The organism is Chlamydia avium 10DC88 (assembly GCF_000583875.1).
In the GTDB taxonomy this organism is placed as follows: domain Bacteria; phylum Chlamydiota; class Chlamydiia; order Chlamydiales; family Chlamydiaceae; genus Chlamydia; species Chlamydia avium.
The window spans coordinates 971,563-983,941 of sequence record NZ_CP006571.1 but is presented as its reverse complement, the minus strand read 5'-3'; the positions used below and the strand labels follow the sequence as shown (position 1 = coordinate 983,941).

Genomic DNA, 12,379 nt, shown 5'->3' with positions numbered 1-12,379 from the left:
AAAATTGTTATTTTTCAATGCCTTCCTTTAGAACGATCTGCTTTCAAAAAACTATCGTATCGACGCATAAGTAAAAAGGCATCTATTTGTTTCATTGTATCTAAAATTACACCCACAATGATTAGGATTGCTGTACCACCTAAAAAATAACTTACATTGGCATCTACACTAAGAACGCGCCCTAAAATAGATGGCAAAATAGCAATTACAGCTAGAAAAACCGCTCCTAACAATGTGATCCGATTCATTGTATATTCTAGATATGTTTGCGTAGGCTTCCCTTGTCGAATCCCGGGAATAAAAGCATTATTTTTCTTCATTTCCGAAGCAATTTGTTCGGGATGAAACTGCGTTGCAGTCCAAAAATAGGTAAAAAATATTATAAGCAAAACATAGCATAGGGAATATACCCAGTTTCCTGGAGATAGCATCATAGCTACGCGTTTTAACCAGGAGGTATCAGAAGTTATAAATTGCCCTATAGTTGCGGGGAACATTAGCAGAGAGGAAGCAAAAATAACAGGAATAACTCCGGCATAGTTCACTTTCAGAGGTAAATAAGAAGATCCTCCGGGAGATTCTCTTCTACCAATTACTCTTCGAGCATATTGCACTGGGATCTTTCTAACTCCCTCAATAATCAAAATAGTCGTAATCAGAACAAATACGAAAATACAACATAATAATAATAAAGAAACCAAACCCAATTGAGAAGGATCCTGCGAACCTAAATTCAGCTTATTCACTATAGATCCCAATACAGATGGGAATGACGCCAAAATACCTAAGCTAATAATTAAGCTTACGCCATTACCAATTCCCCTATCTGAGATTTGTTCTCCAATCCACATGAGTAACAAAGTCCCTGTTGTCATAACGATGACTGTGGTTAAATAAAATATCCAGGGGGATCCAAATAATTTTGACGATAATAAAACTGGAAGAACAATTCCTGGTATTGAGAGGTTCATTTTCAAAGCAAATTTGGCAAAAAGCGAAGATTGAATCACTGCCAAACCTACTGTAAATAAACGGGTTAACCTACCTATTTTTCTTTTCCCCCGATCAGGGCTTTCTCTCATTTCCCTTTGTATAGAGGGCATAAATACTAGAAGTAACTGTACTATAATAGACGCTGAAATATAGGGAACAACACCAAGAGCAATTACTGTCATCTGAGCAAAAGCTCCTCCAGAAAAAATATCAGCTAGCTGAAATAAATTCTGACTAGAGCCAAGTAATTGTTTGAAATAGGCTAGGGCACGCTCACCATCAATCCCAGGAACAGGGACAAATACACCAACTCTACAAACCGCCAATAAAGCGAATGTAAAAAATAACTTCTTTCTTAATTCAGTAATCGAAAATATTTGTCTTAAAGTAGTCATAAGCCAGCCTAATTCGTAATCCCTAAGCAACTCCTATAAGATTCGCTACACCCTGAGACAAGACTACTTTAGAATCGTTCCAAATAAAGGTTTTGTCTAACTCGCCTTTAAAAATCACTTTAACTTTAACAGCATGCTTACTTACAGCTTTCTTATTTTTCAAAGCTTCCAATGTGATAGCATCTCCATCACTAAATAAAGAATTCAAACGTTGGGTAGTGATTTCATCTATGCACTTATCAAAACGTAGATGGGAAAAACCTCTAGTAGGCATTCTTCTATAAAGAGGAATTCCTCCTCCTTCATATCCAAAGCGGCGTTTATAACCAGAGCGGCTTCCATCTCCTTTATGCCCTCGACAACTAGTTTTCCCATGTCCTGAAGAAGGCCCACGTCCTAATAGCTTAGTTCTACGTTTACGAGGTGAAGGATCTTGTAACTCTTCCAATTTAATCATGTGCTACCGATCTCCTTTTTAGAACTTCTTTTCTCGCAGAAAGCTGAAGAAGAGCTTTAAATGCAGCTTTTACTTGATTCATAGGATTATTTGATCCTAGACTTTTGGCAACAATGTTTTTCACTCCAGCCATTTCTAAGATTAAACGGATACGAGAACCTGCTACTATCCCCGTACCTGGTTTTGCAGGCTTTAAAAGCAGCTGAGCGCCATCTTGATCAACAAGAATTTCGTGAGGGATTGAACCATTCTCTAGAGATTCAATAGTAATTAGATTCTTCCTTGCAATTCCTCCCCCTTTACGGATGGCATCAGTTAATTCGTTTGCTTTAGCAAAACCATAACCTAAACGTCCTTTCCCATCCCCAACTAGAATAAGCGCAGAAAAACTAAATTTTCGACCGCCCTTGACTACTTTTGAACAGCGATTAACAACTAAAACCTTCTCTTCTAGCTGTTCTTCTTTTTCTTTATGAGAATTCTTTGATACCGTCATCCTAAACCTTCATTAAAACTCTAATCCACCCTCTCTAGCACCATCGGCTACCATAGCAACAACTCCGTGATATTTGAAAGGACCACGATCAAAAACTACCCGATCTACTTGAAGATTCTTTCCTAACTCGGCAATCTTTATCCCTAACATTTTTGCTACATCTTGATTCTTTTTCGTTAATCCAGAAGCTTTACTTGATTTCGCTATAGTAGAAACAGAGGCCAAAGTTTTGCCAATCGAGTCATCTATTAATTGCACATAAATATGCTTATTTGTCTTCACAACAGATAGACGAGGCTTTAAAGAAGAGCCCTTTAAAGATTTACGCACTCTTAAAGCCCTATGCTTTTTCTTTTCAGACTTCTTGAACAACGAACTTTCCATGACTTAACTCTGTCTTAATACCTTACTAATTATTTTTTACCTGTTTTTGCGGCTTTCCCAGCTTTACGACGTACGTATTCATTTTCATAACGAATTCCCTTACCTTTGTAGGGTTCAGGAGGACGCTTTGTTCGAATACCTGCAGCAAATTCCCCGACTAATTGTTTATCAATACCCTTAATTGAAATTAAGGTATTTTTCTCTACACTAACTTCTAAACCTTTAGGAATAGGGATTTTTGTAGGATGAGAAACCCCGATAGACAAATCTAATACGCTTCCTTGTATAGCAGCCTTAAAACCGACTCCGATCATTTCTAAACGTTTTTCAAACCCTGTATGGACTCCACGAACCATGTTAGAAATCAATGCCCAAAATAGCCCTTGCATACGACTAGGTCTATCAACGACATGAGGAGCTGCACGAACAAAAACCTCGTTGCCATTAATATCTATAACGACTTCTGAAGTCAATTTCTGAGTTAAAGAACCCTTTGGGCCTTTAACTATAATTTCATTATTTTGAATGGAAACCTCCACTCCTTGGGGGAGCACAATAGGTTCTCGAGCTTTACGAGACATTCCTTACCATCCTATATATTATTTTATTCCGTCACCAAACTAGACAGAGTAATTCGCCACCAATATTTTTAGACCTTGCTATTGACCCCTCTAGAACCCCCTGAGAAGTAGAGAGAACAGAAATACCCATATTACCAAAAACATAGGGAATTTTATCTGCAGAAACATAAACCCTTCTAGAAGGTTTAGAAACCCGCTTTAATTGTCGAATCGCAGGCCTACGATCATCACCATATTGTAAAAAAATACGCATCGTTCTTTTACGATTTTCTTCCTTTACTAAATAATGAGCTACAAACCCGTGATGTTTTAAAATCCTGACAATTGATTCGCGCATTTTACTATGTTCTAAATCCACATAAATATGCTCTGCTTTTAAAGCATTACGGATCCGCGTTAACAAATCAGCTATAGTATCACTCGTCATGCCCATACTAATCCTTTCTCTCCCTTCTCCCTTAAATTATGTCTTCTTAAAACGTAAACCCATCAACTCTAAAAGAGTAGTGCATTCATCATTTGTTTTCGCCGTAGTCACCCAAGTGATATTCATTCCTTGAGTTCTCTTAACGCGATCTAAATCTATTTCAGGGAAAATTTGCTGATCCTCTAATCCTAACGAATAACATCCATGTCCATCTCCTGTACGTGAAAATCCACGAAAATCTCGAATCCTAGGAGAGACTATGTTACAAAATCTATCCATAAAATCGTACATGCGCGCGCCACGCAATGTCACTTTAGCTCCAATACCCTGTCCTGCACGAAGTTTGAAACCAGCAATAGAATTCCTCGCCTTAGTTACTAAAGGTTTTTGCCCAGAAATCATAGAAAGTTCTTCTAAATGAGACTGAAAAATATTTTTATCCTTAGCAGCCTCGGCCAATCCCATGCTAATTACTATTTTTTTAAGAACAGGAATCTGCATAGTATTCTTATAATTAAACTTTTCTTGGAGAACCTTTCGGATCTCTTCAGTATAGAGTTTCTTTAATCGGCCCATATTAACCTTTTTTATCCTTTACTAAACGATATAGCGAGGAAGTGCCATCAGGAGCTGTATTCCATAACTCACGTCCATTTTCAGCACTCTTAACGGAAAGTTTTGCTCGCGATCCATTTATACTTAAACAAACATTAGAAATATGTATTGGAGCCTCAATACTAATCCTTTTCCCTTTAGGATTGTCTTGACTGCGTTTGATATTTTTTGTACGAACGTTAATTCCTTCAACGACTACTTTATCCTTTCCCTTAAGACAAGATAAAACTTTCCCCAGTTTCCCCTTGTCATTTCCAGCCGTTATATATACAGTATCGCCAACACAAATACGTCTTTTCATATCTTTATTTTATCCTTAAATCACTTCAGGAGCTAAAGAGCTAATCTTGATAAAACCACGATCACGAATTTCTCGAGCTATCGGACCAAAAATTCGCGTTCCTTTAGGATTTCCTTTTTCATCGATAATCACGCAACTATTGGTATCGAATCTTAAAGTAGAACCATCTTTTCTACGAATGTCTCGACGAGTTCTAACAATAACAGCCTTCACCACATCGCCTTTTTTTATAGAGCTATCGGGTTCTACGTCTCTGACGGAGCACACTATAATATCGCCTACTGTAGCATAACGTCTACGAGATCCGCCCAATACTTTAAAACACTTTACCTTTTTAGCCCCAGTATTATCAGCAACTTTTAATTGACTTTCCTGTTGAATCATAACGTTAACCCACTCAACTAACTTATACACTCAATAACACGCCATCTTTTCAACTTAGATAAAGGACGCGTTTCTTGAATTTTAACTTTATCACCCTCAGAAAGCTCTAAATCATTATGCGCATAGTACTTTTTAGAATCTCTAACAACCTTAGCATATTGAGGATGAGAGTATACTCTTTCCACCCTAACAACTACAGTCTTGTCCATTTTTGATGAGACAACAGTACCAACCTTAACTTTTCTATAACCCCTTTCTTCCCTAGGCATGAGCTCTTCCCTCTTTTTCACGCTTGACTGTCAGAGATCGCGCAATATTTTTCTTATATTCAGAGAATAAATGTGGTTTTACAGCTTTGTTTTGCAAAGCAACCTCTGCTCGCAATTCAAAAAGAGCCTTTTTATTTTCGTGAACAAATACGTCCAACTCTTTTATGCTTTTTTCTCTAAGTTCAGCCAATAACTTCTTATTTTTTGCCATAATTTATACCCTTTCGACTCGCTTAACAAAACGCGTCCTTATACCTAATTTTGCCGCAGCTCTTCTTAAAGCATCTTGAGCATCTTCTTTAGATACATTAGCCACTTCAAAAAGAATGCGCCCTGGACGTACTACTGCCACCCAATGATCAGGGGCTCCTTTACCTTTACCCATACGAGTCTCTGCAGGCTTCTTACTTACACTTTTATCAGGGAAAACACGAATCCATACTTTCCCTTTACGTTTTAAATATCTATTAATCGCAATTCGGCAAGCCTCTATTTGCCGACTGGTCACCCATCCTCTATCTAAAGCTTGCATTCCAAAGTCGCCAAAATCAACAAAAGTAGCGCCCTTACTTAGACCAGCGAATTGACCCTTTTGTTGCTTGCGAAATTTCATTCGTTTAGGCATCAACATAGCAATTCATACATCCTTGATTTATACCATTATTGCGCAACTGGAGCTGGGGCGCCATTACCGTTATTAGCCATAGATGACTTCTCTCCAAGGTTAATCCAAACCTTCACTCCGATAATTCCATAAGTAGTTTCTGCAGAAGCAGTAGCATAATCAATATCAGCTCTTAGTGTATGCAAGGGAACTCGGCCATTTTTATACCACTCTGAACGAGCTATTTCCGCTCCAGCTAATCTCCCAGAAACTTGTATTTTAACGCCTACGGCTCCACCATCCATAACAGATTGCATAGCCTTTTTCATAGCGCGTCGAAAAGAAACGCGGCGTTCAATTTGCTTGGCAATATTGTCAGCAACTAATTTAGCATTCAATTCGGGACGCTTAATTTCTGCGATTTCAACCCAAACTTCTTTACCGGTAAGCTTCCTGAGCTCGTCTTTTAGAAGATCAACTTCGGCGCCTTTTTTACCAATTACTAATCCTGGACGAGCTGTCTGGATAGTAACTTCAATCTTTCCGCTCATTCGCCTTACGACAAAACCTGCAGCTCCCTGACAAGAAGGCTTTTTTCTTAAGAAATCTCGAATTTTTACATCTTCAATAAGAAACTTGCTAAACTCTTGATTGTTTCCGTACCACAATGAACGCCATTTTTTAGTAACACCTGTACGAAAACCAATTGGACATCCTTTCTGACCCATAGCTTCTCCTACCGCTTCTTCTCGCCAACAATCACAGTTAAATGGCTAGTGCGCTTTAAAATTGGAGATCTCCCTCCCCGACTTTTAGATTTAGCCCGTTTATATGCAGGCCCCGCATCGACTCTAACCTCAATAACGCTTAATTGCTCACGCTTTACATTCTCATTAAGCTCAGCGTTAGCCACAGCGCTGTCTAAAACTTTTTTCAAACATCTTCCAGCCTTTAAAGAAGAAAAACTTAATTGTTGTTGTGCTTCCACTACACTTAAATTTCTCATAAGTCCAGCAGCTAATCGCGCTTTACGAGGCTGAACCCGTATGTAACGAGCGGTTGCTTTAAACATAACTCGTCTCCTTTACCCTTTTTTCACTGGATGACTTTTAAACATTCTCGTTGGAGAAAACTCCCCTAGCTTGTGTCCCACCATTGTTTCTGAAACAAAAACTGTTAAAAACTTTCTCCCGTTATGCACTTCAAAGGTATGACCAATCATTTCAGGAGTAATCATAGAACGACGAGACCATGTTTTGATCGGAGATTTTTTCTCTCCTAAATTCATTGCACGCACCTTTTTTATCAGATGGTGATCAACAAAAGGACCTTTTCTTAGTGATCTACTCATAAACTCCTATTTCCTACGATCTTTAACTATCCATTTATTACTTTTACGCTTGTCACGAGTTTTTAATCCTTTCGTGACCTTACCCCAAGGAGTACGAGGAATATAACCGTTATGCCGACCTTCACCTCCTCCATGAGGATGGTCTACGGGGTTCATTGCAGTACCACGAACCGTAGGTCGAATTCCTTTCCAACGCTTCCTTCCTGCTTTACCATCTACACACAAATTATGATCTGCGTTAGAAACCTCGCCTATAGTTGCTCGACAACACTCGTTTAGCATACGAAATTCGCCTGAAGGCATTTTTAAAGTTACGTATCCCGAACTTTTTGCTATAATTTGAGCTGCCAAGCCTGCTGATCTAACCAGCTTTCCTCCCGAAAAAGGACGCATTTCAATATTATGCACGGACAACCCAAGAGGCATATTCTTTAATGACATACAGCAACCCACTTTAAAAGGACTGCCCTCGCCAGAAACAATACGATCTCCTCTTTTAATACCCTTTGGAGCTAATATATAACGCTTTTCCCCATCAACATAATTAAGAAGCGCAATATAGGCTGATCGATTGGGATCATATTCAATAGACACGACCTTAGCTTCAATTCCATCCTTATTACGTTTGAAATCAATAACCCTATATAAACGTCGAGCTCCCCCGCCTCGATGACGGCAAGAAATATGACCTAAATTATCACGCCCCCCTGAACTTTTTTTGAAAAAGGAAAGCCTCTTATTGGGCCGAAGACTCTGTCTAGATCGCTTTTCGGAAGAATCTTTCTCGCCACTTCCAACTGATCTCCTCCGCTTTTTTTCCTGCAAGTCTCCCTTAGTAGTCAACTCATCAAAAGCCGGAAGAACCAACTGTCTAGTCCCTGGAGTTATCGGCTTAAACTTTTTAAACATGTCTTTCTTCCTCAATCAATATAGATTATGCGATAGAATGGCCTTCATAGAAGGTTACAATAGCCTTTTTAAATCCCGCAGTTTTTCCTCTTCGCTTACCACGGAACATTCGGGACGGCTGAGGTTTCACGCACACTGTGTTTACACTCTTAACTTTTACTTTTTTATCTGCATAGATCGATTCTAAAGCTTGAGCAATCAAAGGTTTGGTAGCATCGCTTGCAACAACAAACGTATACTTTGGATGCCTACAGAAACTTCCCTTTTTCCTGCCTTCACCACCACCAAGACTTAAACTTTCTAAAGTCTTTGCCTTTTCAGTTACATAATGCCGTTTGATTACATCATAAGGATCTTTCATGCCCAATCTTCCTCTTAATCTTTCATTCCAGAAACAAGATGTTCGGTAAGACTGCTCAAAGCCTTCTCAGAAATCACTACACTATGAGCAGAAACTAAATCATAACCATTAACATTCATGCCGTATGTGAACCCACGAATAGCAGGCAAGTTACGCACGCTCATTCGCAGATTTATGTTACTTCCCGAATGACTAAGATCATCAATAAAAAGCACTCCACGACACTCAACATTGCAATTCTTCAAAAATCGTAAAGCCTCTTTAGTTTTTGGCGAAGACAAGCTACTGGTAAATACACTATCATCAGCAACCACTAAACGATGCGATTGGATTTTTTGAGCCAACAACAAACGAATCGCTGCTTTTCTTTCTTTACGATTAATACGAACATGTTGATCAAATTTTGGCCTAGGACCAAAGACAACCCCCCCACCACGAAACTGAGGAGCTGCCAAGCAACCTTGCCGAGCATTTCCAGTTCCTTTTTGACGAAAAGGCTTCTTCGTAGAATGACTAACTTCAGAACGATTTTTTGTACACGCAGACCACTGGCGCTTATTTTTTTGAATTGCTACCAAATAATCCTTTACCAACTGCAATTTTGCGTCTTCTTGAACAAAAAGGGCGTCAGATAATTCAACATCTCCTACCTTATTCCCCAAAAAATCAAACTTTGATAACAAAACCATTAAAACCCTCTTCTATTTACGCCTTTGAGGAACGCCTTACGACAACAATGGAACCCTTAGAACCGGGAATTGCCCCTTTTACCAGAAGCACCTTCTTCTCTGAGTCTATTTTAACTATTTCTAAATTCTTTACTGTCACATTCACAGCGCCCATGTGGCTAGGCCGCTTGCTCCCCGGAAAACATCTTCCTGGAGTCGACCTCATCCCTATCGAACCAGCATGGCGATGAAACCCAGAACCATGACTTCCTGGACCTCCACGAAATCCATACTTCTTCATTACTCCCTGGAACCCTTTACCCTTAGAGACACCACTGACATCTACAGAAGAAATATTTTCGAAGACTTCCAATCCAAATTCATTTCCTAAAGAAATCTCTTGAACATCCTCGGAAGAAACACGAACTTCTTTTAACGCACGAAAAACCCGCGAACCTGACTTCTTACAATGACCCACTTCAGCTTTACTTATGCGTCGCAATAAAGTTTTTTCCTGAACATTAAGCTCATCCACCCCCAACTGAATAGCGTTATAGCCATCTATCGCATCTAACTTTACCTGAGTAACAACATTAGGGCTTATGCTAATTACTGAACATGCTACTAGATTTCCTTCTTTATCAAAGACATGAACCATGCCTTCTTTTTTCCCCATTAAGCTAAGCTGAGATCGCATACAGTACCCATTAACAAACAACGACTGGAAACACCGAAGTGAACACAGTCAGAAAAACATTTTAGCATTTTGCTTGCAGATTTCCTAAAAAGAAAAGGAACCTTTTCATTAAGAAAATAAAGGGGTAGGTTATCAGAGGAGGAAGATTTTTACAATAAGAAAAAATGGAACTCTTGCATAAAAATAAGATATGACCATTTTTATAAATCTTTTATTTTACTAACAAACAAAAAAACGCTCCTAGAAAATCCAGAAGCGCTTACCCTAATTACTATAAATCAAGAATTCTCTCTTATGAACTTGCCCAGAGAGCATAGCATCCAATAGCACTAGATATTGTTGTAAACCCAGAAATTACAGCCAAACGCAAGCTGCTATAATGAGGCATAGGAATAAACTTCACAATATCTGCAAGAAGTTCGAAAGCCTTCTCCAATAGAGTAAGAATTATTCTCTTGCAAGCTTGGTAATGCGATTCTTTTAAAGCGTCCGACATCTGCATATAAGCTTCATTGTCTAGAGCGGCGTCGCTCATAGCTTCATCTAAACCTCGATTTGCCCGATCATAGGCACGAACTTCATAAGCCAAAGCTGCGGCACTACCAATGACTTTTGCAGCATGATTAGCAGTCATCATGCAATCAACGCTAAAACCAAGAGCTTGTTTTACATCTGAAGAGAGGAAAGGCGTATGCACGAGTTTATTAGCCAAGAGTACAGGACGAACAGCACCAAATGTTGCAACATAGGTCGATGCTCCTACCGCTGAACCTAACGCATCGATAGCTGCCAATGCATGATCTCCCTTGGTGAGATAACATGCATTATAAGGAATTTCTCGAGTTTCACCAGAATTGCCCTCAGGAGAAACACATTGTTTCACATGCTTGTAGCAACTCTTAACAGCCGATACACATCCGGGAATAGCTCCGTTATATGCATTAAATAGCGATATAAAAGATCGTGTTGTGCTTAAAGCGCCAACAGTATTTTTCAATGTAGATGAAACCCCTTCTGCATGTCCGGTAATATCTAGTATATGGCTACCTAGCTCTGCCGATGACTTAGCTAGCTTTAAAACCTTATCTACGTTTTTAGTTCCGCCAACGAAACGAGACAGATGATTACCTTTATGCGTTAAAAACTGAGACAAGCAATTTCCTGTCGATGACGGACGTATTTTACTAGTGTTTAAAGAAAGGATTTTCCCAGATAGATTAAGGGTGGGTACTGCACGTGATGATACTGCAGAAGCCATATCCACCTCCTCGACTTAAAAATTAACAAACTTTTCTAATTGATTAAAATTAAAATATTCTATAAGAGCGTAAATATACCATAAATAACATTAAATTACGAAACAATTAATAAAAAGAATTAAAAAACGCTTGATTAAAAAATTTTTTAATATGACTGCAGCCTAGATCAATTCCTAGCCAACAACCAAAAGATGTGAATGATCCCCCGACACGGATCCTTAAATTAAAAATCCGCTAGATTCAGAAACTTTGATTAACTTATGAGATGAAAATCAATCCATACTTCGGTATCGCATCTTAATGAACTTATAGAAGATGAAAGTTGAGTGTCCACTTATAGAGCACCCTATTTACATTCCCAAAGAAAATCTATAGATTTTAAGACTCAACAAAGACTTCTTCTTTATCCAAAAGTTCGTCTTGGAAAGCGTCTTTATCCGCACCTCGTTCGATACCACGCTTACTCGGATTCTGACAGAAATGAACAAAATTTTGCACTTCAGGAACATGGCTATATTCTTCTTTAACTTCTAATAAAGCTTGAGAAAAACTTCCTGTATTACGATATACCTTTTTAAATACTTTAATTAGAATTAGACGTGTTTCAAATGGCACTTGTCTTCTTTGTAGGCCTACTTTATTGATCCCCCCTAATTGATATGGATTCCCTGCGCCTATGGTATAAGGAGGAATATCACGACGGACACCACTTAAAGCACCAACCATGGCATGCGCTCCTATGCGCACAAATTGATGGACTCCTACCATCCCCCCCAATAATAGCGTGATCTCCTACAAAAACATGACCAGCTAACTGTGCATGATTACTTAAAATTACATGATTCCCAATCGTACAGTTATGAGCTACATGAGCCCAAGGCATAATTAGGCAATTATTCCCTATAGAAACTGTTGTACCTTCAAACGTGGAAGAAGTAATAATAACAAATTCTCGAATCTCACAATTTTCACCAATAGTAACGTAGGTTTTCTCTCCCCGATATTTTAGATCCTGGGGTTTATTCCCTATCATTGCCGATGGCCAAATTGTTGTTCCTTTACCTATAGTGGTATGCCCATCAATATAAGCATAAGATTTCACCACTACATTATCACAAAGGGTCACCGTTGACTTAATCACTACATACGGCTCAATAACAACATTCTTACCGATTTTAGCCCCAGATTCAATAATTGCTGTTGGGTGAATGTTCGTCATAGGTCTCCG

20 protein-coding genes and 1 pseudogene are annotated in these 12,379 nt (G+C 38.9%); all 21 read right to left on the bottom strand.

Features of this window, described 5'->3' with window-relative positions; genetic code table 11:
• Positions 1 to 14: 14 nt before the first annotated feature.
• A complete protein-coding gene (secY, locus tag RT28_RS04395; RefSeq protein WP_020355814.1) occupies positions 15 to 1,388 on the bottom strand; it encodes a preprotein translocase subunit SecY in 1,374 nt (457 codons plus the stop codon).
• Positions 1,389 to 1,410: 22 nt separating this feature from the next.
• Complete coding sequence (rplO, locus tag RT28_RS04390) at positions 1,411 to 1,845, bottom strand: 50S ribosomal protein L15 (protein WP_020355813.1); 435 nt, start codon at positions 1,843 to 1,845, stop codon at positions 1,411 to 1,413.
• Entirely contained in the window at positions 1,838 to 2,341 is a 504-nt protein-coding gene (gene rpsE, locus RT28_RS04385) for a 30S ribosomal protein S5 (RefSeq protein WP_020355812.1), read from the bottom strand. Before rpsE ends, rplO begins: the two co-directional genes overlap by 8 nt.
• Positions 2,342 to 2,353: 12 nt before the next feature.
• Entirely contained in the window at positions 2,354 to 2,725 is a 372-nt protein-coding gene (rplR, locus tag RT28_RS04380; protein ID WP_020355811.1) for a 50S ribosomal protein L18, read from the bottom strand.
• A 29-nt stretch (positions 2,726 to 2,754) separates the two neighbouring features.
• Complete coding sequence (gene rplF / locus RT28_RS04375; RefSeq protein ID WP_020355810.1) at positions 2,755 to 3,306, bottom strand: 50S ribosomal protein L6; 552 nt, start codon at positions 3,304 to 3,306, stop codon at positions 2,755 to 2,757.
• 31 nt (positions 3,307 to 3,337) lie between these two features.
• Positions 3,338 to 3,739, bottom strand: coding sequence for a 30S ribosomal protein S8 (gene rpsH / locus RT28_RS04370; RefSeq protein ID WP_020355809.1), 402 nt, complete (start codon positions 3,737 to 3,739; stop codon positions 3,338 to 3,340).
• Positions 3,740 to 3,769: 30 nt separating this feature from the next.
• A complete protein-coding gene (rplE, locus tag RT28_RS04365; RefSeq protein ID WP_020355808.1) occupies positions 3,770 to 4,309 on the bottom strand; it encodes a 50S ribosomal protein L5 in 540 nt (179 codons plus the stop codon).
• Between the two features lies 1 nt (position 4,310).
• Positions 4,311 to 4,649 (bottom strand): 50S ribosomal protein L24, encoded by a 339-nt coding sequence (gene rplX, locus RT28_RS04360; RefSeq protein ID WP_020355807.1) that lies wholly within the window; start codon positions 4,647 to 4,649, stop codon positions 4,311 to 4,313.
• A gap of 15 nt (positions 4,650 to 4,664) precedes the next feature.
• The gene (gene rplN / locus RT28_RS04355; RefSeq protein WP_020355806.1) at positions 4,665 to 5,033 is read right to left on the bottom strand and encodes a 50S ribosomal protein L14; all 369 of its coding nucleotides are present in this window, start codon (positions 5,031 to 5,033) and stop codon (positions 4,665 to 4,667) included.
• 17 nt (positions 5,034 to 5,050) lie between these two features.
• Positions 5,051 to 5,302, bottom strand: a complete 252-nt coding sequence (gene rpsQ, locus RT28_RS04350) for a 30S ribosomal protein S17 (RefSeq protein ID WP_020355805.1) — start codon at positions 5,300 to 5,302, stop codon at positions 5,051 to 5,053.
• Complete coding sequence (gene rpmC, locus RT28_RS04345) at positions 5,295 to 5,513, bottom strand: 50S ribosomal protein L29 (protein WP_038501167.1); 219 nt, start codon at positions 5,511 to 5,513, stop codon at positions 5,295 to 5,297. The genes rpsQ and rpmC overlap by 8 nt, the downstream gene beginning before the upstream one ends.
• Positions 5,514 to 5,516: 3 nt before the next feature.
• Complete coding sequence (gene rplP / locus RT28_RS04340; protein ID WP_020355803.1) at positions 5,517 to 5,933, bottom strand: 50S ribosomal protein L16; 417 nt, start codon at positions 5,931 to 5,933, stop codon at positions 5,517 to 5,519.
• A 29-nt stretch (positions 5,934 to 5,962) separates the two neighbouring features.
• Positions 5,963 to 6,634, bottom strand: a complete 672-nt coding sequence (gene rpsC, locus RT28_RS04335) for a 30S ribosomal protein S3 (protein ID WP_038501164.1) — start codon at positions 6,632 to 6,634, stop codon at positions 5,963 to 5,965.
• Between the two features lie 8 nt (positions 6,635 to 6,642).
• Positions 6,643 to 6,978, bottom strand: coding sequence for a 50S ribosomal protein L22 (gene rplV, locus RT28_RS04330; protein WP_020355801.1), 336 nt, complete (start codon positions 6,976 to 6,978; stop codon positions 6,643 to 6,645).
• A gap of 12 nt (positions 6,979 to 6,990) precedes the next feature.
• A complete protein-coding gene (gene rpsS, locus RT28_RS04325) occupies positions 6,991 to 7,257 on the bottom strand; it encodes a 30S ribosomal protein S19 (protein ID WP_021828868.1) in 267 nt (88 codons plus the stop codon).
• Positions 7,258 to 7,263: 6 nt separating this feature from the next.
• Complete coding sequence (rplB, locus tag RT28_RS04320) at positions 7,264 to 8,166, bottom strand: 50S ribosomal protein L2 (RefSeq protein ID WP_038501156.1); 903 nt, start codon at positions 8,164 to 8,166, stop codon at positions 7,264 to 7,266.
• Positions 8,167 to 8,191: 25 nt separating this feature from the next.
• Positions 8,192 to 8,527, bottom strand: coding sequence for a 50S ribosomal protein L23 (locus RT28_RS04315; protein ID WP_020355798.1), 336 nt, complete (start codon positions 8,525 to 8,527; stop codon positions 8,192 to 8,194).
• A 14-nt stretch (positions 8,528 to 8,541) separates the two neighbouring features.
• The gene (rplD, locus tag RT28_RS04310; protein ID WP_038501152.1) at positions 8,542 to 9,216 is read right to left on the bottom strand and encodes a 50S ribosomal protein L4; all 675 of its coding nucleotides are present in this window, start codon (positions 9,214 to 9,216) and stop codon (positions 8,542 to 8,544) included.
• A 16-nt stretch (positions 9,217 to 9,232) separates the two neighbouring features.
• Positions 9,233 to 9,892 carry a 50S ribosomal protein L3 gene (gene rplC / locus RT28_RS04305; RefSeq protein WP_038501149.1) on the bottom strand — a complete coding sequence of 220 codons (660 nt, stop codon included), beginning with the start codon at positions 9,890 to 9,892 and terminating at the stop codon, positions 9,233 to 9,235.
• Between the two features lie 292 nt (positions 9,893 to 10,184).
• Entirely contained in the window at positions 10,185 to 11,150 is a 966-nt protein-coding gene (locus RT28_RS04300; protein WP_038501146.1) for a CT529 family inclusion membrane protein, read from the bottom strand.
• A 379-nt stretch (positions 11,151 to 11,529) separates the two neighbouring features.
• Positions 11,530 to 12,370, bottom strand: a pseudogene (gene lpxA / locus RT28_RS04295) (acyl-ACP--UDP-N-acetylglucosamine O-acyltransferase).
• Positions 12,371 to 12,379: the final 9 nt, after the last annotated feature.